The organism is Thiospirochaeta perfilievii, assembly GCF_008329945.1.
In the GTDB taxonomy this organism is placed as follows: Bacteria; Spirochaetota; Spirochaetia; order DSM-2461; family DSM-2461; genus Thiospirochaeta; species Thiospirochaeta perfilievii.
On record NZ_CP035807.1, the window covers coordinates 584882 to 606943 of the forward strand.

A 22062-nucleotide genomic window follows, 5' to 3' on the forward strand; every position below is an offset into this window, starting at 1 on the left:
GATAAAGATTGATATACGACCCTATATGGTTAATAATGAAATTGTTGGTATAATATGGAATTATCAAAAAAAAAATAAGAAAGATATACTACCTATCAGGTTCTCTAATATTAATAATAATAGTTATTGCAATATCTGTTCCATTTAATTTCCTTTTAAACATAGAGTATAATAAAAAGATATCCCAACTTTCAGATAGCATATTAAAACAGAAACATGATTTTTTAACCGAGTTAGTAAATGAAAAGATATCTGATATTGATTATATATCTACATTAACCAAAGATGAACTTGAAATCTTCTCTAATACCGCAATATTCCAAATCCAGACAATATTAGACAACTATAAAAAGCCTGAAGAGATTAGGTTAACTATTAATCGCTTTTTACAAAGTGCAAACCTAAGCTCTATTTCTTATAATATTACATATAATGGTAGAATTATATCCAACGTTATTGACCCATCTAAGCCAACTTTGTTAAGTAAAAAAGTGAGCTATAGAGATAGTGGAAGTATAGAGATAATTATTTACGCAGAAGATTATAACTCAATTGTAAAAAAAAGAGTTATAAAGTCTATTAGAAACTCTAAACTCTCAGATAACGGATATTTTTGGATAAATGAAATAATTGATTTTGATGGGGGTGATAACTATGCAATTAGATTAGTACACCCTAATCTTATAGAGACCGAAGGGAATTATCTTTCAACTAACTTTAAAGATAATCATGGGAATCAACCCTATTTAACTGAACTTAATGGAATAAAGAGTGATGGTTACGTCTTATTTGATTACTATTTTAAAAAGCTGAACAGCTCTAAAGTCTCCCATAAACTATCCTATTCAAAGCTTTATAAACCATTTAACTGGGTTGTTGCAACTGGGATATACTTAGATGATGTTGATGAATTTATATCAAACGAAAAAAATATAATGGAGACTTCATTAAGAAGAATAAGAGTAGCCTCGGTTTTTGCCATTCTTATAGCCATACTTATATGCGGTATTATAGTTTGGTTTTTTGAAAAAGTTATTAGTACTATGATTAAAGAATTTAACCTAGATATTAATAAAGCCTATAAAAAGTTAGAAGTGATAGCTTATAAAGATACCCTATCTGGCCTATTAAACCGTAGATCAATGGCCCATCATATGGATGAGGAGTTATCTAGGGCTTCAAGAAATAATACCTATTTTGGAATCATTATGCTGGATATAGACCACTTTAAAAATATTAATGATACATATGGCCATGATATTGGTGATATTGTAATACAAAAAGTTTCCCAAGTTTTAAAAAATACATGTAGAAGTGAAGATAAGCTAAGTAGATGGGGAGGTGAAGAATTTTTAATATTAGCAATTTCCCCTAACATAGAGAACTTAATATCCATGGCAGAGAAGATTCGAGTGGCTATTTCTGAATTAAAGATACCAGTAAACAAGGAAGAGATAAGCGTTTCAGCTACATTTGGATTATCTTATTATAATGGTAATAAAAATATAAAAGAACTTATAAAAGAGGCTGATGATAACCTATATATCGGTAAAAAGAGTGGCCGTAACCGAGTTGTTTCTTAAAAGAGTATTTAATATGTAACATAATTCCTGTAAGATTAGAAATATTTTTTTAAGGACACTAAATGAATTCCATACTTTCAATTCTACCTATAACACTACTTTTCTTGTTAGGACTACTTATTAAGAAAAAAGGGATATTAAAGCAATCGACAATTAAGGACTTAAAACTTATAGTGGCTGATTTTGCACTTCCAGCCCTGGTTTTTAAGGCTTATTTAGATGTTATAATTGATTCAGGTAATATTGTCATTGTATTAATAATGTTTACTATCCCACTAATTATGGGATTAATTGGTAAACTTCTATACTATCCTTTAAAAATAAACAGTAGTTATTTCCCCTACCTATTAACAGGATTTGAAACAGGAATGTTAGGTTATGCCATATTTATTGCTTTTTTTGGTACTGATCAATTAAGTAGCCTGGCAATAGTGGATCTAGGCCAGGGTCTATTTGTATTTTTTGTATTGCTTCCATCCCTAAAAAAGATGATTGTAGGTAAACAATCTTTAAAAGAGACTACAATCTCATTTATAAAATCACCTGTAATAATCGCAATATTAGGAGGACTAACATTAGGTAGCTTAGGTTTTAATCTAGAGAGTAACCCACTTCTTACCTCTTTTTCAGGGTTCTTAGATATTGTAGGAAGCTTAACAATGCCTTTAATAATGATTAGTCTTGGATACGAGATTGAGTTTAAAAAAGATGGTTTTATTAAAGCCTTTAAAACTATCCTTATCAGGAAGACAATACTTATATTAATTGCAATCCTATTTAACAAGTACATAATAATTGGCCTATTAAAACTCCCAGAGATATATACATCCGCAGCTTTTATAGTTTTTCTAATGCCACCACCCTTTGTAATTTCTATATTTATGGACCAAGATGATAAAGACAACCTAGGGTATGTTACAAATACCCTTTCAATAAGCATAATAGTCTCAATTGTGTTATTACTGTTTATTCTCTCCTAGTTTTTTTTGACTTCCACCTTAATAACCTCATCCCATTAAATACAACTATTAAGCTAGCACCCATGTCTGCAAAAACAGCCATCCACATGGTTCCAAATCCAAGTATTGTTAATAGTAGGAATATCATCTTTATACCTAACGCAATAACAATATTCTGAACTAAAATCTCTCTAGTTTTTTTAGAGAGTAGGATAAGTTGGGGAACTTTTCTAATATCATCATCCATGATAATTATATCTGCAGTTTCAATTGCAATATCTGTTCCAATACCTCCCATGGCAATACCAATATGAGCATTTGCCAAGGCAGGGGCATCATTTATTCCATCACCAGTCATTGCCACCACAGAGTTTGTTTGTTTTAACTCATTAATAATGGAAGTTTTATCCTCTGGTAGAAGACCACCTTTATAATCATCTACACCAGCTTGTAGACCAATATATCTAACAGTTCTTAAATTATCACCAGATAAAATTGTAGATTTGATACCTAACTTATGTAGGTATGATATAGCCTCCCTACTACTCTCCTTAATTGTATCTGAAACTCCAAATATAGCTAAAGCCTCTATATCATTAAAAAGAATTGTAACAGTTTTACCTTCCTCTTCTAACTTATTAACAGTTTCTTCTAACCGAGCATTAGATTTACCATATTTTTCGATAAATCTTTGATTACCAAGATAATAAGTTTTGCCATTAATAACTCCATGAACACCCATCCCTGGTGTAGCACTAAACTCTGAAACCTCCCCTTCTATCTCTTTAAAATCCTTAGTATACCCTCTAGTTATTGCCTGGGATATAGGGTGGTTAGAGCTTCTTGCTAGTAGAATACCAATATCTAAGATATTTTCTTCTCTACCAATTACTATTTGATCTACTAGTGCTGTATCACCCTTTGTTATTGTTCCTGTTTTATCAAGGGCTATATAGTCTATTTTAGCTGCCTGCTCAAGATAGACTCCCCCTTTAACAATTACTCCTAAACGGGAAGCCATTGCTAAACCACTTACAATGGTAACAGGTGTAGATACAACAAGGGCACAGGGACAACCAATAATTAATAGAACAAGGGCTCTATATATCCAAACTAACCATGGTTCAGCAAGTATAATAGGTGGTAGAATAGCTATTAGTAGTGATATACCCATTATTATTGGGGTATAATATTTGGCAAATTTATCAACAAACCTCTGGGTTACAGAACGGTGACTCTGAGCCTCTTCTACTAACTGAATTATTCTAGATAGTGTTGAGTGGGACTTATCTGCAGTAACCTCTATATCAATTTCACTATTCTTATTTATTGTTCCTGCAAAAACCTCTGCCCCTATTAACTTCTCAACAGGTGTACTCTCACCAGTTATTGCAGACTGGTCAATATAACTACTTCCCCTACATACTAAACCATCATGGGAGATTAACTCTCCAGGTCTAACCCGTATAACCTGTCCAACTTCCACAACTGTAGAATCGACCTCTAGTAGTACCCCATCTGCCTGTATAACAACTGTTTTATTTGGGCTTAGGTTCATTAAACTAGATATTGCATTCCGGGCTTTATCTAGGGATAAACCTTCTATCTTTTCTGAAATTGTAAATAAAACCATAACCATGGCTGCTTCGGGCCAAACTCCAATAATAAGAGCGCCAGTAACTGCAATACTCATTAATGCGTTTATATTAAGATTACCACTTGTTATAGCTAACAAACCTTTTTTATATGTGGTTACCCCACTAATAATCACTGCACCAAGGGCTAATAGAGCTGGAAGATAGGGGTGGAATAGTTCAAGAATTTCTGAAACCTCCGAGAGTATAGCCAGTAAAAGGGCAAATATTATTGGGCCCCAACTCCTATAGATAGACTGTTTTTTCTTTTCAATAATATCATCATCTAGATCTATGGCATCAAAACCTAACTCATTTATAGAGTATTTTAAAATCCCTATATCATCTAAACTGTGCTCTACAGTTAAAACCCTCTTAATAAGGTTAAATCCCAAGGATTCAACGCCATCAAGCTTCTCTAGTTTATTACGTATCATAGCCTCTTCAGTTGGGCAATCCATCTCTTGGATACTGTATCTTTTAATCTTATTCATTATTCTCCATCCTTATTGATTAATATCAACCCTGTAGTTACTATAGGGTCAAGGATGTTTAAATGAAAATTGGAGAATTATCAGATCAGACTGGTTTAACTGTTGAAACTATACGTTATTATGAAAAAAAATCCCTACTGCCAGAGCCTAATAGGACTGCTAGTAACTATCGTGATTACTCAAAAATTCATCTAGAGAGACTACTTTTTATTAAAAACTGTCGTAGCCTTGATATGAGCCATGAAGAGATAAAGGCTCTACTACTGTTTCAAGATAGAAAAGAGGATGACTGTACATGTGTTAATATTATAATTGAGGAACATTTAGAACATGTTACCCAGCGTATGGAGCAACTAAAGAGTTTACAAAAACAACTTATAAATCTAAAGAAACAGTGCAAGGGAGGTTTATCCCAAGATGATTGTGGCATTATTAAAGAGTTATCTAATAAAAAAAGATACAAAAAAAGTAGACATAATCATATCTCTTTAGATAATAAGATTCATAAAAAATAGTTACTCGATTACATTATTTTAAAAACTTCTTTTTTAAGTATTCAGACTTCTCATAAGTAGTTTTTAAAGATTTAGCAGATGGGCTTCTAAGTCCCATCTTAATTATATTCCTGTTTTTAAGATTATCCTGTAAATCATTTTTTTCAATAAATTGATCAATGAAACTCTCTAACTCTTGGATATTCACAACTCCTCCATATATTTATAGTACTAAGTATTATAATAGACATAATTCTATATAATTTCAAGGAACTGTTGTTTAATTAGGTATTTATAATTAGTACACTAACTATAAATACCTGTTTATCAATTAAAATTTAAATTTTGATAACTCTACTTATAAAATGTCATTACTCTGTTTTAAATCTTTGAATCTCAGACTCTAAATCTGTAGTATTATTAGAAAGATCTAATGCAAGTTTTTTAATGGTTTCTGAGCCATTAGCAATACTTGAGCTGTCTCCAGAAATAGCAGTAACCTTATCTAAAACACTTTGGGATATATCTTTTATCAGTTTTATTGCTAGGCTCATATCAATAGCGCCTTGCTTCATATCTACAGCTCCATCCCTTACTTTAGTACTTACATCTTGAAGAATATACATAGCTTCAATTATCTGCTCTCCACCATTTGATAACTCTTCTGTAGCAAGGTTAATTTCAGATAGTGCTTCAGAAACAGATTTAACCTCGGAGTTAATCTCTAAAAAGGCACTGTTTGTTTCACTACTAGCACTTGTGGCTTGATTAACTTGGGCCCTTATATTTTCAAGAACCTTTGTAATTGAAGAAGCATTACTTCCAGTGGATTCTGAGAGTTTCCTTATTTCATCTGCAACAACAGCGAATCCCTTTCCCTCATCACCTGCATGGGCAGCTTCTATTGCAGCATTCATCGATAGCAAACTTGTTTGAGAAGCAATATCGTTTATTATTGTTACCATATTAGATATTTCACTTACACTATCGTGGATATCATTAACCAAGGAGTTCATTAGAGTTACTTTCTCTCCACCTACCCTAGTTGTTTCGACAAGTCTAAGTGTAGATTCATACTTGTTAGTTGTTATTCCTGATACATTTTTTAAAGATGCAACCATTTCATTAACAGAGGCTGTAGACTCTTCAACAGCGCTAACCTGGTTCTCAACTTCCCGATCTAACTCCTCTAAGCTATTCTCTATTTTTTTCTCAATTGTTAAGCTATTAGTAACTTCATTATCAAGCTTAAATATCTCGTTAGTAATATTCTCAACATTAACAGATATTTTAAGGCTGGTCTCTGCAGACTCCTTAGCCTCATCATTTAGAATATTTTTTATTTTCTGGGTTTCTGCTGATCTTAGTTTTATATTACCAACAATCTGCCTTAAGCTAGAAACAAACTCATTTATACCACTAGCTAACTCCCCAACTTCATCATCACTTTTAATTGAAATTTTTTGAGTTAAATCCCCTTCCCCTTCAGAGAGAATTAAAATCTTTTTATTTAAGGATTTTAAAGGTGAGCTTGCCATCTTTGTTAATAGAGAGATAATTACTATTGAAAGTATTAAACCTACTAACACAGATGTTATAATTAATATTCTATCCATATTTTTAACTGGTGTCATATATGGATCAACATAAACTGATGCACAATAAATATTATTCCCAGCCTTTGCATATGACATAAACTTATTTTCATTATTAAAATTGTAGTAGAAGTTACCTCTATCACCCTCAAGTAGTTTTTTGCCCCAATCGTAATCTTCACTAACATTTACTCCAATAAAGTCTCTATTTTTATGTTTTAAAGTAACTCCACTATTATCAATAATAAAGGTTGATCCACCATACTCATCAACTTGAAAAGTATCAATTAAGTTTTGAAGATCAACTCTTTTTAAAACCTCTTGAACTACATGGGCACTCATACCTATCTGCACTATTCCAGGTTTATCTACTCTTGAAACTCCAATATACTGGAAAAGAAGATTATCTGTTCCTCTTAATTGGGGCTCCTGGGCTAATGTATATTTATTATCATTTAAGATTTTAATAAATGGTTTTGTTTGATCAGTGGTATTAAAGTCAAAACCAAAAAATCCTGGAACTGACCCCCACATTAAAACACCATTTTCGTCTGTTACATGGATCTCATCAACTCCAATATTCTCTGCAATTTTAGCGTACTCTTCTGTCGAAATATTTTCAGCATTATCACCAAGGTAGATAGCTAGTAACTGGGCTATTTGTATATAGTTATCAGCCATAGCCCTAGAAATTACTTCCACCTGGTTATTTCGATCAAGAGACTGACTTATTAACACTTCTAATGAAAATTTTGTGCTTGTAATAAGATCCTCTGTGAGGATTTTTTTAGTTGTATTGTGTGCTATAAATGACACTGTAAATAACCCTAAAAAGAGAATAAATAGCGATGGTAATAATATCTTAGATGATAAAGAAAACTTCATATATACTCCTTAATGTATAAACCTAAATATTAATATATTTCAAAAGGCTAATATATATTTAATACATTACATAGTAAAGAACACGAATTAGCTATTTCTAAATTTTAAGACTAAAAAAAAATATTTGCAAACTTTTTACTGCCATACCTGTTTTTCTGATAAAATAGGGGACTTATTATCTATAGCTTTATGCATTAATATAGATATATATGAGTCTTGTAAAGCCTCCTTTAAAGGATAGAACTCAACTCCAGTATCTATATATCTCTTCATTCCCATTAATATATCAAGAACTAACTTTTGGTCAGTATTAATATAATCATCTAATTCATACGGGATATATTTAGTTTTTACTATATTATTTTTATTAAGATATGTAATTATATTGTTATTAATCTCCCCTCTAACACCCTGTACGACTATGTTTTTACTTATAATATCAGAAAAATACTGTACGCCTGAGAAGTTGTATAAAACACTCTTTCCATTTTTAAACTCTATTGTTATTATATTTCGCTTAAATTCCCCTATACTTCCATCTAGAATTTTACCATCTCTAGAGTCTGTTGTAGTTACTTTCGAATTAATACTACGACCAAAAATTGTAAACTCTTCATCTGTTACTCCTAGAGCTTGGCGAAAAATACTAGCGGCATGGTGATCGTGGATTGATGATATAGAGATAAATTGTGTTTCCCCAATTATACCTGATTTAATATTATGTAAAATCTCCTTATAATAAGGATATAGAAAATACTGTTCTGCTACTTGTAACTTAGACCCGGAACCAGTTCTAAGAGACCACAAACTTGTAAGATCCTTTACTCTTACAGCCCCAGGAGTCTCTACTAAAACCGGTATACCTAACCCTAGATACTCTTTAGTTACAAAAAAAAGATCACTTTTACTTACGGCTACTACAATAAAGTCAGGTTTACTATTAATTAGCTCTTCCTTTAGAGTAGTTACTGTTATATCAAACTCTTGTTTAAAAAGTTTAGCCTTACCTCGGCTTCTAAATAACATAGATGTTAACTCTAATAGTTCAGGATTTTGCTTTACGGATCTTATATAAAACTTTGATCTCCAGCCAGAACCAACAATTGCAAATTTAATTTTATCCATATTCCAACTTTCCCCTTGTTGATATAACTTCAAATAGTTTATGTTTTAAAACTATACATAAAATATCTATTTAAGCTAACCATTATCCCTATGGATATAGATAAATAGGGATACCTAAAGGAGTATAATTAATAATATATAATAAATTACTGTTATTTATAGTCTAAGTAGAGGGGATATTCACAGTAGGAACACCATGGATTTGATATAAAAAATATTATTTTTTTTATTTAAAATCCTTAGCTCTCTTTACGCTAATGAGTTTACCCTCTACCCTACTCTTATGTAAATTTTTAATAGCTAGAAGTCCCTCTTTTTCATCATCCATTTCAACAAAACCAAAACCTTTTGATTTCCCGGTTGCCTTATCCATGATTATAGTTGTGGATGAAACCTTCCCAAAGGGTAGAAATATTTTTGTTAATTCATCTTCTGTCATCTTTCTTGAAAGATCTGTTATTTGTATATTCATATGGATAATTTAACAGATTTATGGTGAATAGTATATTACTTTTCCAATATATTTAAACTATAGATTAATTCTAATAATTATTCTAAAAATACAGATTATGGAATATTTAAATAGAATAAAATTATTAGTGATTCTTCTTTTTACCCTTTCACCTATCTACTCAAATAATGACTTTTCTCCTAAGGCTACAGGTAGAGTATTCTACAAAGAGTTCTATAGTCTTCAGTATAATGAAGAGTATGAGCAGGCGGACTGGGTTTACTATCGGCTAACAAAAGATATGGTTTATGGGGATGAAAAGAGGAGAGACTCCTTTAAAGTAGATAGTGATATAGAAACAGGTTCTGCAGCTTTAAAGGATTATAAGAGCTCTGGTTTTGATAGAGGACATCTTGTCCCAGCAGCAGATATGAAAATATCTAAAAAAGCTATGTCTGAATCCTTTTATATGAGTAATATGAGCCCTCAAAGACCTGGTTTTAATAGAGGTATTTGGAAAAAACTTGAAAGTTTTGTTAGATTTTGGGCTGTGGAGAATGAAGAGCTTTATATTGTAACAGGCCCTGTATTTACAGAGGAGACCTATCTTACAATTGGAGAAAATAGAGTAGGGATTCCAGAATACTTTTATAAAGTCATTTTAGATTATAAGGGTGAAGAGATTAAAGCTATAGGTTTTTTACTACCTAATAAAAAGAGTAGTATACCAATTATGAAGTATGCACTTAGTGTAAATGACATTGAAGACTTAACCGGCATAGACTTCTTTTACAATTTACCAGATGACATAGAAGAGTTTATTGAAAAAGATATAGATATTAATCTTTGGCCTACAGATAGATAATACCCCCTACCCTTAAAGAATAGGGGGCTTATATTTATAGTAGTCCTTCATACTCCTTAACAGGGGCATCATTTAAAAATAGTTCAATTATCTCTCTCCCTAGGGGATCAAGATCATCTTCTAGAAAGAGGGATACTTCTTCCTTAAAAAAGTCTACTAACATTTTAGCCCCCTGATCATAGACCTCGGTTCCAACTTCTGGCTGTGTTTCGACCCTTAACATACCCTCAGGAATATTAAATGACCCAACTTTTGCAGTTTTAGGAGTATATCCAAGTAGTGGGCAACGGGCAGGAATTAAATTATCTTTATCAAAAAAAGTTTCAGGATAGGATGTAAGAACAGACCTTCCTAACCACTCTGACATAAATTTAACATTCCATGCACCAACATTTTGATTAGGAGTAATTGTATATTTTACATCTCCTGAGTCCTTTATCTGATTTAAAAGTAGGTTTGCTTGGGTTACTTTCCGTCCTGTTGCAAACGGCCAGTATGAACCTACTCCCTCAGATTGCATTAGTTTCCCACCCGCTGTTATTGATGGATTAGCATGCCCTCTTGGAGATACAAGTCTCCAAACCCATGCTAGAGCTGGAGGTAATATATGCACCATTCCAACTATACCGTAGGAGACATGACCTTTATATGTAGCTGGTGATCTTAATCCAAAGTTCCGAACATCCACATCAACTGTCTCTTCTAATATTCCCGGAACAAACCTACGTGGCATTATTACCCTTGGATTTGGACATGGAACTCCTGGCTCATCCTCTGTATGTTCCCAAACTTTTATAGGCTCTCCCTCTACAGATTTTAGATTTAAAAATATTAGAGGTTCTGGTGCTTCTAGAGTCATATGCTCCATATGGGGATCAATTCCTTTATGGGTAACATGGTCAACTCGTAAAAACCATGCGTCCTCTGCATCACATGCACTTAGGGTATCCTTTGTTGCACCATGTCTTGGATGACACATAGCCATATCGTCTGTTATTGGATATAACTCATCTTGGTTTTCCATTTTAATTGTAGGAACTTCTCCAGTTACTAGGTTAGTTCCTAGAACTAAATCACCATCGGAATTTCTATGGGGTTGCTCTAACATCTCAGACTTACCTGCACCAGAAGCACCTTCATGCATTAAAACAGTTTCACCTTTAATAGAGTTTACTGCTTTTACTGTGGATGCATGTAGTGTAATCCAATCTTCCTGTTCTCCTATTGTAAGAAGTGCTCCATAAACTCCTTTTTTAGCAGAAGGTCCTGGGTATAGGTTGTTAGAAAAGATCTCATGTAATCCGTTGTGTCTATTATGTACAACAACCTGTTTTCCATTGTAGTGGGTGTGTCTAAATGGAGGAGCAACAAACATAACTGATCGAACTTGAAAATTATCATCTATTTTTTCTAATGTAACTAATCCTTGTAGATCAGCTAAACCCGCAATAAAGAATCCCATATTTTTAGGTGCAATAAGTATTCCACCATACTGTTTCCCATGGGTAAATGGTTTTCCAATATAATATGCAGTAACAGATAGGTCCTGTTCTTGTAACCATTTCAACATTTCTGTCCGAGTATTTGAAAAACTCTCACCAAATCTTTCCATATAAGTTGGTTTATCAGTTGGTAATTCATCCCCAATAACCATACACTCAGGGTCTCTTCTTCTCATGTAGGGTTCAAAATAGTTTACCGCAACCCCATTTGACCTCTTCTCTGTAATAACTTCGTCAATAACACCTTGACCAGGAATTTGATAAGAGGTTGTAAATGAGGTGGAACCCGGTCCACCTAGGGCTAGTTCGATTAATTCATCCCTAGTAGATGGATAAATTACTGATGGAGCGTTATCTAAAACACTTTGAATATCCTTTGGTAATCCCAATTTTTTATACATATAACATCCTTTATATTTGTGATATACAGAAAAAGACCTGTATTAATAATATTTTCTTTTATACTTCATTTAGTTCATTAAATAGAAACATAGCTTTTTCTTTAGCTATTGCAAGAACACCATCACCCTCAGTTGTTATACTGTAATAGTTTCTATTTTTTCCATTTTCTAAACGAGTCTCTTTTTTAAGAAGCTCACTTTCCTCCATTTTTGCTAAAAGTGGATAGATAGTCCCTGGACTAATTTGATACCCATAACTATTTAACTGCTCTATCATCCAAAGTCCAAAAAATGGTTTTTTTTTCGCCTGTATTAAAATATGTATCTGCATAAAACCTAATAACATTTTTTTTGGTACTTTATTTCTCATGGCAACTCCTTGATATCAATACTCGATATCTAAAACTGATATTAGCAAAACTAATTTATAAAGTCAATATTTCTAATAAGTAAATATGATATTTTGGTTAAATTTCAATTTATCCTAAGGTTTGACATATAAATAACAACAAATTACTATTAACTATGAAGAAAAGAGTGTTAACAGTTACATTAAATCCAGCGGTTGATTTCACTATAGAAGTACCTAATTTTAAAATTGACTCTATTAACAAAGCTACACATAGTAGAAGAGATCCAGGAGGTAAAGGGATAAATGTATCTACTGCTCTATCTGATGGAGGTTTTATAACCAGTGCTACTGGGTTTATCGGAAAGGAAAATAGAGATATTTTTACTAGTCACTTTAGAAAAAAGTCAATAATTGATAATTTTATATACGTAGATGGTTTAACCCGGGAGGGAATAAAAGTTACTGATACAGAAAATGAAATTACAACTGATATTAACTTTAATGGAATAGATTTAAAACAGAAGGATATCGACAATTTTATTATTAAATATAAAAAGATTATTAAGGGTTTTGATTTTGTAATACTATCTGGTAGCCTTCCTAGAAGTCTTCCTTATGACTTTTATACTCTACTTGCAAAAATAGCTAGGGAGAACAGGGTTTTTGTGGCTTTAGATAGCAGTAAAGAAGCTCTTCTATCCAGTATTAATTCTGGTTTTATAAACTTAATAAAACCCAATATAAATGAGCTTACGGAGATATATCCAGAGATACAAAAAGCAACCAATAGAGAAAAAACTGTGGATCTTTTAGCAAAAAAGTTACTTCAAAAAGTTGAGATAGTAGCCCTATCCCTGGGAGAGGACGGAAGTAAACTGTACACAAGAGATAGAATATATATTGCGAATGCTCCTAAAGTAAAGGTCAAAACAACAGTAGGTGCTGGAGATACATTTTTAGCTGGGTTTATTTTTGGATTAATTAATACTTGTACTATAAAAGATGCACTAAAAACTGGTGTAAGTTGGGCTACATCAAAAATAACAAAATATGGTCCAGGTTTATCGAAAACTAATCCTCCACAATTGTTTTGTGAAAAAATATTAATAGAGGAAAAATAAGTAATTAGACTATAGAAGATTTTATATTATATAATATAAGGAGAGGAGAACTTATGAAGGTACTATTTATCGGTGGGACAGGAACTATTAGCACGGCTATTTCTAAAGAATTAATACAAATGGGTACAGATTTATATATACTAAATAGAGGTAGTAGAAACGATACTCTTGGTAGTCGTGGTGTAAAATACCTAACCTGCGATGTATATAAAGAAGATGAAGTTAGGGAATTAATAAAGGAATTAACATTTGATGTAGTGGCAGATTTTATAGCCTTTGATACTTCAGCCCTTGAAAGGGATTATAGGTTATTTAAAAATAAAACTAAGCAGTTTATATTTATAAGTTCTGCCTCAGCATATCAGAAACCTTTATCTAATTATAAAATAACTGAGGGTACAACCCTATCAAACCCCTTCTGGGAGTATTCAAGAAATAAAATAGCTTGCGAAGAGTTCCTATTTAAAATGTATAGAGAAAATGGATTTCCTATAACTGTAGTTAGGCCAAGCCATACCTATGATGATAGATCCATTCCCCTTGGAGTTCATGGAGATAGAGGTAGTTGGCAAGTAGCAAAGAGAATGTTAGAAGGGAAAAAGGTTATAATACACGGAGACGGTTCATCACTGTGGACAATGACATCAAGTATAGATTTTGCTAAAGCTTTTATCGGTCTAATGGGAAATAGTCACTCTATAGGAGAGTCTGTTCAAATAACTTCCGATGAATCTTTAACATGGAATCAGATATATAGTTCAATTGCAGATGCATTAGGTGTTGAGTTAAAACCATATTATGTTCCTTCAGACTTTCTAGATGCAGTGGGAAAGTATGACTTTAAAGGTGGCCTAATTGGAGATAAGGTAAATAGTGTGGTATTTGACAATAGTAAATTAAAAAATTTAGTTCCTACATTTACTCCATCTATTAGATTTGATCAAGGAATTAAGAGAACAGTAACTAATATTTTAAATAGTCCAGACCTACAAGTAGAAGATAAGGAGTTTGATATTTGGTGCGACAGAGTAATCCAGGCATTAGAGGTTGCTAAAGAGGGTTTAAATCATAGTTGATCTATAATCCTGATTTAAAGATGTATGACGATACTCCCCAGGTGTTACTCCATAATATTTTTTAAATACTTTTATAAAGTAGTTTGGACTCCAATAACCTACTCTTTTGCTAATGTCCTGGATCTGTATAGAGTTATCCTCTAACAGCTCTTTAGCCAATAACATACGTTTATTCTTTAGATAGTTAGAGAAGGAGTCATTACATACATTTTTAAAGATACGGCTAAGATAAAAAGATGAGAACCCCATCTCATCTGCAATACTTGAAAGAGATATATCTTCACCTAGTTTAGAATCTATTATCCTTTTAGCAATACGCACATAATCTATTGTTTTATCGTCCTCATTAAATGAGACTATACTCTCCCCTACTTCTAATAGAAAGTTATATATAAGAGTCTGAGTATTCTCTCTTGTTCGAACATGATATAGAGACACAAAAAACCTGTCTATTCTTTTATTATTTGATTCCATAGAGAAGCCCTGCTCTTCTAATCTAGAGATTATGGTTCTTATGAATAAAACATAAAAACTTAAAACATCTACAGAAGAACTATTAACTGAATCTATATCTATAAGTTTAAACTGCTTATTTATTAAACTCTTAATATTTTTTTGATCATTATTCTTAAGGGATAAGGAGTATGGTGGACTTTACTCATTTGTTGATATCCAAGGAAAACAACCATCCCAGGTTGAGTGGGATATGAAGTATTGGTGGCCCCATTGTGAAACTATATATGCCCTACTTCTAGCCTATGAAATTACAGGTGATAAAAAATATGAGCACTGGTTTAATCTGGTACATGAGTATACGTGGGAAAAATTTCCAGATAGGGAAAAGGGTGAGTGGTTTGGATACCTAAGACGTGATGGCTCTGTCCAGGTAAATCTGAAGGGGAATCACTTTAAAGGCCCTTTTCATATTCCCCGGTTTTTAACTAAAGTTATAACTCTACTAGATACTATGTAAACAATCATTTATTCCATAAAGGAGTGTCTATTATTTGACACTTCTTAAACATACAAATATACATCCTTATCTCCATTTTTTTGCTTTATTTTTTTTTAAATCCAATTATACTGGTATTGGATAAGGAGTATATTGATGATTAGATTTAATACAGTTAAAAATAAGTTGAGCTTACTTATGGTTTTATCTGTGGTTTTGTTAACCTTAATACTACAGTTAAGTTCATATATTACTACCAATAGATATATGAAAAAACTGACTATAAGTGTTTTAAAAACCAAACTTGACGGGGATATTGAATCCTCAAAAAATCTATTAAATATTCACTTTGGAAGTTTAACCCTAAAAGATAGTCGTCTAATAGATTCAAAGGGTAACTCTATAGAAGGGAACTCTTTGTTTGTAGACCAAGTTTTGGATCAATTAGGAGTATTATGTACTATCTTTGTCAGCAAGGAAAGTGATTTTACAAGGGTTTCAACAAATATAAAAGATGCAAATGGAGAGAGGGTTTTAGGAACAAAACTAGGTTCAAATAGCGCAGCATTTTTAGATATTTCAAATAAAAAACGATATATTGGAGAGGCAGTTATTTTTGGAAGTAATTTTCTAACAATGTATGAACCAATATTAGATAGATCAAATAAACTAATAGGAATTCTTTTTATAGGGATACCTATGACAAATATTGAAGACACAATTACTATCTTCATAAAATATATACTATTAAATACATTCCTTTTTGCATTAGTAATATTAATAATAATTTTAATAATTCAAAATATATTCCTAAATAAAACTTTAGCTCCTTTGAATAAGACAATAGTTATGCTTAAAGATATCTCCCAGGGGAATGGTGATCTTACAAAAACTATCGAAATTAATTCAAATGATGATATGAAGGATCTAGGAGATTATTTCAATTTAACAATTGCAAAAATTAGAGAATTAATTTTATCTGTAAAAAAAGAATCTTATACGCTTAATAATATAGGGGAGGATCTATCATCAAATATGACTGAAACTGCTGCAGCTATTTACCAGATAACCCAAAATATTAGTAGTACAAAGGAGCAGTCACTAAAACAAGCCTCGAGTGTAGATAATACCAAAAAAAATATGGATCAGATAATTGAGAGTATAAATACATTGGATGAATCCATCTCTAGTCAGTCTGCAAATATTGTAGAGTCATCATCAGCTATTGAACAGATGTTAGCGAATATAAGAAGTGTTGGAAATACCATCGAAAAAAATACTAGCTATGTAAAAGAGTTAAAAAAGGTATCAATAGAAGGTAAAAGTGGTGTAGACAATGTATCTAATGTGATTAGTAATATTACAAACGAATCAGAAGGTCTATTAGAAATTAGTACAATAATTCAAAAAATAGCCAGTCAAACCAACTTATTATCTATGAACGCAGCTATAGAAGCCGCCCATGCAGGGGATTCAGGGAAGGGTTTTGCTGTTGTTGCAGATGAAATAAGAAAATTAGCTGAAGACTCGGGTAACCAGGCTAAAATAATAAGTTCTGTATTAAAAAAGATGAAAAGTTTAATTGACTCAGTTTCAAGTTCTATTTTAGAGGTTTCTCAGGTTTTTAATAAAGTTACAGATAAGATAAATATTGTCTACACACAAGAGATATCAATTAAAAATGCCATGGATGAACAAAACCATGGAAGTAACGAAATTCTTACAGCAATAAATGAGCTAAATAGAATTACAAATGAAGTAAAAGAGAGATCTTCATTGATGCTTAGAAATAGTAGTGATGTATTAGAAGAGATGAATTTATTAACCATGATTACAAATGAAATAAATAACGGAATGGATGAGATGAATGTAGGAGCTGGAGAGATTAATACTTCAGTTTCCGAGGTAAATAGAATAAGTGGTGATAATAAAAATAGTATAAAGGTTTTAACTGACGATATTGATAAGTTTATAGTTTAATTATATTAATTTTACGATAATATTGGCACATTTTACACTAAACTAGTTTACAATTATAAAATGAAAGATTTGTTTTACTAGCAAGAGGTTAATATTGGTAAATAAAAAGTTTTATATATTTCTAATTATTTTAAAATCTTTACTATTAGAAGCAAGTGATACCCCATATATATTTGATATAATAAATAAGGAGCAGGGGCTCTCTAGTAACGCAGTCTCAAGTATTCAGCAGGATAGTAGAGGTTTTTTATGGTTAGGAACAAAGAGTGGTTTAAATTACTATGATGGTTATGAGTTTAAAGTTTTCCATAATGACCCCTTTAATGATAACTCATTAGCCCATGACCTAGTTCAAACCCTATATATAGATAAGGATGATACAGTTTGGGCTGGTACATATAATGGTATATCTCGACTTGATATAGCTACAGAAAAATTTACTAATTATGTTTATAACAGTGAAGATGAGAACTCAATTAGTAATCCAATTGTTACAGGGTTAGATAGGGACAATTTTGGTAATTTATGGATTGCAACACTAGGAGGTTTAAATAGACTAAACCTAGAAACAGGGAAGATTGTTAGATACCTTAACAATCCAGAAGACTCTACCTCACTAATGAATAATGTTGTTCGATCTGTAATGGTTGATTCCAAAAATAGAGTTTGGATAGGGAATTTATCTGGATTAGACCTTTATAATCCCACAACCGATAGTTTTATTCATTACCCATATATAGAGGGTATAGAGAATGGATTACCTAGCCCAAATGTAATGAAGATTATAGAGAGGGGGGAGGATATTCTCTATATAGGAACTTGGGGTGGTGGAGTTACAAAATTTAATATCAAAACAGATACTTATACAAACTTTCCAACATTAGACAATAGAATTTACACTCTAAACTTCGATAATAATGGTTTTTTGTGGGCTGGGTCCTGGGGTGGAGGTATATCTATTATTGATGTAGATAGTGGAAACATAAAGCAGTTATCAAGTACAAAAAATTTAGCTGGTGGAATTAGTTCTGATACTATATACTCCCTCTTTCAAGATAATACTGGTATTTTTTGGATTGGAACTAATGGTGGTGGTCTAAATAAGTTAAACTACCAAAAACAGCAATTAAACTTTTTAACTTATAACAGTGAGGAGAAAGAAGGCCTATCTTCAGGAAAAATTGATGTTATTTTTAAAGGTAAAAATGATAATTTATGGTTGTCGATTTATAATGAGGGTTTAAATATATACAATCCAAAAACTAAAAAGGTTAAACATTATAGGCAGGATAATAAGGATCCAAACTCCATAAGCAGTAATATTATTGGAGATATTTATGAAGATAGTATAGGCAGAATATGGCTTGCAACTAATGATGGATTAAATATATATAATCCAGATAAAGATAATTTTGAAAAGTTCACAGATAGTTTTATCAAAGAGCAGGGAATTTCAGATACATATACAAAGATAGCTGAGGATAAGGAAAATAATTTATGGATAGGTACATATTTTAACGGCCTATTAAAAATGGACTTAGATTTAAAGAATATCAAACATTACAATAATTTATCAGATAATTTAACTAGGGAAATTGTTGTTAGAGAAAATGGTGATATCTGGATAGGAACAAACCGTGGCCTAAACAAGTACAATCCTGAAACCAATGACTTTACCCACTATTTTTTGGACAAAACAGATATAAAAGGAATAAATAATAATAATATACGTAGCATAATAGAGGATAGCAATAAACATCTTTGGATTGGAACATTAGGCGGTGGAGTTATGCGCTATAATGATAGTGATAATACATTTACCCACTTTACAACGAATAATGGCTTAAGTAGCAACTATGTTATGTCAATGGCTGAAACTAATGACAATCAGATATGGATTGGGACTATGAATGGTGTCTCTATAATAAATATTTTAACATACGAAATAGATACAATTACTAAAGAAGATGGTTTAGTTGATATGGAGATGTCCGAGGGTATTTTAGTTGATAAGAACAAGGTGTATCTTGGATCTTTTGATACTCTATCTCTATTTGAGAAATCAGAGAAAATTATAAATAAATATAGCCCCTTGGTATATATAAAATCAGTTAAATTAGGGAATAAGTTAGTACCGGGATTAAACCCTTATACAGATAAAACAAAAATGGAAGTAGATTACGCAGATGCCCGTTATATAACTTTTAATTTTGTTGGACTTAGCTATCTACACCCTTTAAAAACTGAATATTCATACAAACTGGAAGGATTTGATAAAAAGTGGAGTAAAAGAGATCCCCGTAATTTTGCTCTTTACACCAACCTCTCCCCCGGGAGATATAGACTACTTGTAAAAGCAGTTAATAATGATAATGTATGGTCATATAAAGAAGCTCAGCTCGAAATTGTAATAAAACCACCTTTCTGGAAAACATGGTGGGCGTATTTATTGTATATAATAATTATATTAGTTTTCATATATCTACTTTTTGGTTTTAAAGCCGGAATGGATAGAAGAAAAAGATTACTTGAATTAGAAATTATAAATAAAAAGAATATAGACTTAAGTATTAGGGACCCATTAACTGGGATATATAACAGAAGATATCTAAAACAGAGGTTTGATATAGAGATTGAGGCGTGTATTGTGTATGGAACACCAATTTCAACCCTTATGTTGGATATAGATAACTTTAAAATATTTAACGACACCCATGGACACTTAGCTGGAGATAAATGCCTTATCTCCGTTGTTAAGGCTGTGCAAAAAGTATTAAACAGACCAGATGACTCATTTGTTCGTTATGGTGGTGAAGAGTTTTGTATATTACTTCCAAGAACCGATTTAGAAGGGGCAAAGATAATTGCTGAAAATATTAGAAAGTCTGTAGAGGAGACTGGCATAGTTACAGTAAGTATTGGTGTTTATACTAAAATCCCAGTTTCTACAGATGTAAGTAATAAACTTATAAAATGTGCAGATGAAGCGTTGTATCTAGCAAAAAAGCGGGGTAAAAATAGATTTGAAATAGGAGGATAATGGATATTTATGCATGATTTATGCATATTTAGATAAAAATGGGTTGTTTTAATACGAAACATATACTATGTTGTTATTCGCTTAGCATATAGGTAGGTCTTATATAGTGCTTAGTTTTAAATAAATTTATAACAATAATGAGAGAAGCTAAATGAAAACAACTAGAAATATTTTACTTTTTATTATTCCATCTTTAGTAGGAATACTCCTATTTATGACCCCGGTTCTTTACAATGGAAGTGTTACAATCCCTGTAGCCATACTTGCAAAGATTCTTCTAAACTTTGTAGGTTCAATCCAGAGGGAGATAGTTACTATCCTAATAGCTGTATCATCAGTTCTATCCCTAATATTTACTACATTAAAACCTACATGGTTAAAAAATAACTCCTTTATTAAATCAATTTTTGTAACTACGATCCCTTGGTTAATTATTCGAGTAATTGGTGCAATTTTTGTTCTTTTAACCTACTTTAATATTGGTCCTGAAGCTATTTATAGTGGATCTACAGGAGGACTACTTTTAAACGATCTATTAACTGTTCTTTTTTCAGTATTTATTTTTGCAGGACTATTTCTTCCCCTACTTCTAAATTTTGGACTACTTGAATTTTTTGGGACACTTCTTACAAAAATTATGCACCCTCTATTTAAACTACCAGGACGAGCGGCTATTGATTGTATTACATCATGGCTAGGAGATGGAACAGTAGGAGTTATGCTTACAAATAGCCAATATGAAGATGGAATTTATACCCAACGAGAAGCAGCTGTAGTTGGTACTACATTCTCTGCAGTTTCCATTACATTTAGCATGGTAGTAATAACTCAAGTTGGCCTTGAACATCTATTTGTTCCATTTTATCTTACCACATGTGCAGCAGGTATTGTAGCAGCAATCATTATTCCTAGAATCCCCCCCTTAAATAAAAAAAGAGATACATTTATTAGTGGAGAAGAAGAGTCTAAAAATGATGAAGCAATTCCAACAGGAAAACACCTTGTTAGTTATGGTTTTGAACTCTCCTTAAAACGGGTATCTAAGATTAAAAATATTGGATCTGAGATGATTCATGGCTGTCAAATTGCATTAGAAATGCTTTTTGGGGTACTCCCTGTTGTAATGGGAATTGGAACTTTAGCTCTAATCCTAGCAGAGTACACTCCTTTATTTAACATTTTAGGTGTACCATTTATACCATTTTTAAAACTACTTCAGATACCAGAGGCAGAAGCTGCTGCAGGAACAATAATTGTTGGATTTGCAGATATGTTTATTCCTTCAATTTTAGCAACTTCTATTCAAAGTGAATTAACTCGATTTATTATAGCAGCTCTTTCTGTTACACAGTTAATATATATGTCAGAAGTTGGTGCTCTTCTTTTAGGTAGTAAGATACCGGTTAAGTTTTGGGAACTATTTGTTATCTTTCTTTTAAGAACAGTAATAACTCTTCCTGTAATAACATTATTAGCACATTTTGTAATAGGATAAGCAAGCTTATATATATCTAACAACCTATTCATAATTAATAAAATGAATTAGGTTGTTG

General features: G+C 31.9%; 17 protein-coding genes and 1 pseudogene. 10 read left to right on the forward strand and 8 right to left on the reverse strand.

Annotated features, from left to right (window positions below; all coding sequences use genetic code 11):
- Positions 1 to 491 precede the first annotated feature (491 nt).
- Both EW093_RS02660 and EW093_RS02665 read left to right on the forward strand, forming a co-directional pair.
- A complete protein-coding gene (locus tag EW093_RS02660) occupies positions 492 to 1583 on the forward strand; it encodes a sensor domain-containing diguanylate cyclase (protein WP_149566903.1) in 1092 nt (363 codons plus the stop codon).
- Positions 1584 to 1645: 62 nt separating this feature from the next.
- The gene (locus EW093_RS02665) at positions 1646 to 2563 is read left to right on the forward strand and encodes an AEC family transporter (protein ID WP_149566904.1); all 918 of its coding nucleotides are present in this window, start codon (positions 1646 to 1648) and stop codon (positions 2561 to 2563) included.
- Here the strand turns inward: EW093_RS02665 and EW093_RS02670 are convergent.
- The gene (locus tag EW093_RS02670; RefSeq protein ID WP_223111640.1) at positions 2550 to 4670 is read right to left on the reverse strand and encodes a heavy metal translocating P-type ATPase; all 2121 of its coding nucleotides are present in this window, start codon (positions 4668 to 4670) and stop codon (positions 2550 to 2552) included. The genes EW093_RS02665 and EW093_RS02670 overlap by 14 nt on opposite strands.
- A gap of 62 nt (positions 4671 to 4732) precedes the next feature.
- Here EW093_RS02670 and cadR point away from each other — a divergent pair, with 62 nt between their 5' ends.
- Positions 4733 to 5185 (forward strand): Cd(II)/Pb(II)-responsive transcriptional regulator, encoded by a 453-nt coding sequence (cadR, locus tag EW093_RS02675; protein WP_149566906.1) that lies wholly within the window; start codon positions 4733 to 4735, stop codon positions 5183 to 5185.
- A 13-nt stretch (positions 5186 to 5198) separates the two neighbouring features.
- Here cadR and EW093_RS17245 read toward each other — a convergent pair whose 3' ends face one another.
- The 4 genes from EW093_RS17245 to EW093_RS02690 all read right to left on the reverse strand — a co-directional run bounded on the left by EW093_RS17245 (position 5199) and on the right by EW093_RS02690 (position 9241).
- Positions 5199 to 5372: a hypothetical protein gene (locus tag EW093_RS17245; protein WP_187759806.1), complete on the reverse strand. Its 174-nt coding sequence runs from the start codon at positions 5370 to 5372 to the stop codon at positions 5199 to 5201.
- A gap of 163 nt (positions 5373 to 5535) precedes the next feature.
- A complete protein-coding gene (locus EW093_RS02680) occupies positions 5536 to 7644 on the reverse strand; it encodes a methyl-accepting chemotaxis protein (protein ID WP_149566907.1) in 2109 nt (702 codons plus the stop codon).
- 135 nt (positions 7645 to 7779) lie between these two features.
- On the reverse strand, positions 7780 to 8769 hold the full coding sequence (locus EW093_RS02685; RefSeq protein ID WP_149566908.1) for a Gfo/Idh/MocA family protein: 990 nt from the start codon (positions 8767 to 8769) through the stop codon (positions 7780 to 7782).
- 226 nt (positions 8770 to 8995) lie between these two features.
- Positions 8996 to 9241, reverse strand: a complete 246-nt coding sequence (locus EW093_RS02690) for an RNA recognition motif domain-containing protein (RefSeq protein ID WP_149566909.1) — start codon at positions 9239 to 9241, stop codon at positions 8996 to 8998.
- 97 nt (positions 9242 to 9338) lie between these two features.
- Between EW093_RS02690 and EW093_RS02695 the strand changes: the two genes are divergently transcribed.
- A complete protein-coding gene (locus tag EW093_RS02695; protein ID WP_149566910.1) occupies positions 9339 to 10085 on the forward strand; it encodes a DNA/RNA non-specific endonuclease in 747 nt (248 codons plus the stop codon).
- Between the two features lie 34 nt (positions 10086 to 10119).
- On the opposite strand, the gene EW093_RS02700 is transcribed toward EW093_RS02695, so the two are convergent.
- Positions 10120 to 11988, reverse strand: coding sequence for a DUF4914 family protein (locus EW093_RS02700; protein ID WP_149566911.1), 1869 nt, complete (start codon positions 11986 to 11988; stop codon positions 10120 to 10122).
- A gap of 58 nt (positions 11989 to 12046) precedes the next feature.
- Complete coding sequence (locus EW093_RS02705; RefSeq protein WP_149566912.1) at positions 12047 to 12358, reverse strand: PadR family transcriptional regulator; 312 nt, start codon at positions 12356 to 12358, stop codon at positions 12047 to 12049.
- A 155-nt stretch (positions 12359 to 12513) separates the two neighbouring features.
- On the opposite strand from EW093_RS02705, the gene EW093_RS02710 reads away from it, so the two are divergent.
- Together EW093_RS02710 and EW093_RS02715 are read left to right on the forward strand one after the other, a co-directional pair.
- Entirely contained in the window at positions 12514 to 13461 is a 948-nt protein-coding gene (locus tag EW093_RS02710) for a 1-phosphofructokinase family hexose kinase (RefSeq protein ID WP_149566913.1), read from the forward strand.
- Positions 13462 to 13514: 53 nt separating this feature from the next.
- A complete protein-coding gene (locus EW093_RS02715) occupies positions 13515 to 14537 on the forward strand; it encodes an SDR family oxidoreductase (protein WP_149566914.1) in 1023 nt (340 codons plus the stop codon).
- On the opposite strand, the gene EW093_RS02720 is transcribed toward EW093_RS02715, so the two are convergent.
- Entirely contained in the window at positions 14523 to 15011 is a 489-nt protein-coding gene (locus tag EW093_RS02720) for a helix-turn-helix domain-containing protein (protein WP_149566915.1), read from the reverse strand. The genes EW093_RS02715 and EW093_RS02720 overlap by 15 nt on opposite strands.
- Before the next feature lie 172 nt (positions 15012 to 15183).
- On the opposite strand from EW093_RS02720, the pseudogene EW093_RS02725 reads away from it, so the two are divergent.
- The 4 genes and pseudogenes from EW093_RS02725 to EW093_RS02740 form a co-directional block, all read left to right on the forward strand.
- A pseudogene (locus tag EW093_RS02725) lies at positions 15184 to 15510 on the forward strand (AGE family epimerase/isomerase); the annotation flags it as partial.
- Positions 15511 to 15645: 135 nt separating this feature from the next.
- Complete coding sequence (locus EW093_RS02730) at positions 15646 to 17469, forward strand: Cache 3/Cache 2 fusion domain-containing protein (protein ID WP_149566917.1); 1824 nt, start codon at positions 15646 to 15648, stop codon at positions 17467 to 17469.
- 94 nt (positions 17470 to 17563) lie between these two features.
- A complete protein-coding gene (locus EW093_RS02735; RefSeq protein ID WP_149566918.1) occupies positions 17564 to 20509 on the forward strand; it encodes a ligand-binding sensor domain-containing protein in 2946 nt (981 codons plus the stop codon).
- A gap of 151 nt (positions 20510 to 20660) precedes the next feature.
- Positions 20661 to 22004, forward strand: a complete 1344-nt coding sequence (locus tag EW093_RS02740; RefSeq protein WP_149566919.1) for a YjiH family protein — start codon at positions 20661 to 20663, stop codon at positions 22002 to 22004.
- Positions 22005 to 22062: the final 58 nt, after the last annotated feature.

What these genes read in the sequence shown, in the direction of transcription:
- EW093_RS02665 (WP_149566904.1), top strand. Translation starts at nt 1,646, where the DNA reads ATGAATTCCATACTTTCAATTCTACCTATAACACTACTTTTCTTGTTA.
- EW093_RS02695 (WP_149566910.1), top strand. Translation starts at nt 9,339, where the DNA reads ATGGAATATTTAAATAGAATAAAATTATTAGTGATTCTTCTTTTTACC.
- EW093_RS02715 (WP_149566914.1), top strand. Translation starts at nt 13,515, where the DNA reads ATGAAGGTACTATTTATCGGTGGGACAGGAACTATTAGCACGGCTATT.
- EW093_RS02690 (WP_149566909.1), bottom strand. Translation starts at nt 9,241, where the DNA reads ATGAATATACAAATAACAGATCTTTCAAGAAAGATGACAGAAGATGAA.
- EW093_RS02700 (WP_149566911.1), bottom strand. Translation starts at nt 11,988, where the DNA reads ATGTATAAAAAATTGGGATTACCAAAGGATATTCAAAGTGTTTTAGAT.
- EW093_RS02685 (WP_149566908.1), bottom strand. Translation starts at nt 8,769, where the DNA reads ATGGATAAAATTAAATTTGCAATTGTTGGTTCTGGCTGGAGATCAAAG.
- EW093_RS02670 (WP_223111640.1), bottom strand. Translation starts at nt 4,670, where the DNA reads ATGAATAAGATTAAAAGATACAGTATCCAAGAGATGGATTGCCCAACT.
- EW093_RS02710 (WP_149566913.1), top strand. Translation starts at nt 12,514, where the DNA reads ATGAAGAAAAGAGTGTTAACAGTTACATTAAATCCAGCGGTTGATTTC.
- EW093_RS02730 (WP_149566917.1), top strand. Translation starts at nt 15,646, where the DNA reads ATGATTAGATTTAATACAGTTAAAAATAAGTTGAGCTTACTTATGGTT.
- EW093_RS02720 (WP_149566915.1), bottom strand. Translation starts at nt 15,011, where the DNA reads ATGGAATCAAATAATAAAAGAATAGACAGGTTTTTTGTGTCTCTATAT.
- EW093_RS02680 (WP_149566907.1), bottom strand. Translation starts at nt 7,644, where the DNA reads ATGAAGTTTTCTTTATCATCTAAGATATTATTACCATCGCTATTTATT.
- EW093_RS02705 (WP_149566912.1), bottom strand. Translation starts at nt 12,358, where the DNA reads ATGAGAAATAAAGTACCAAAAAAAATGTTATTAGGTTTTATGCAGATA.
- cadR (WP_149566906.1), top strand. Translation starts at nt 4,733, where the DNA reads ATGAAAATTGGAGAATTATCAGATCAGACTGGTTTAACTGTTGAAACT.
- EW093_RS02740 (WP_149566919.1), top strand. Translation starts at nt 20,661, where the DNA reads ATGAAAACAACTAGAAATATTTTACTTTTTATTATTCCATCTTTAGTA.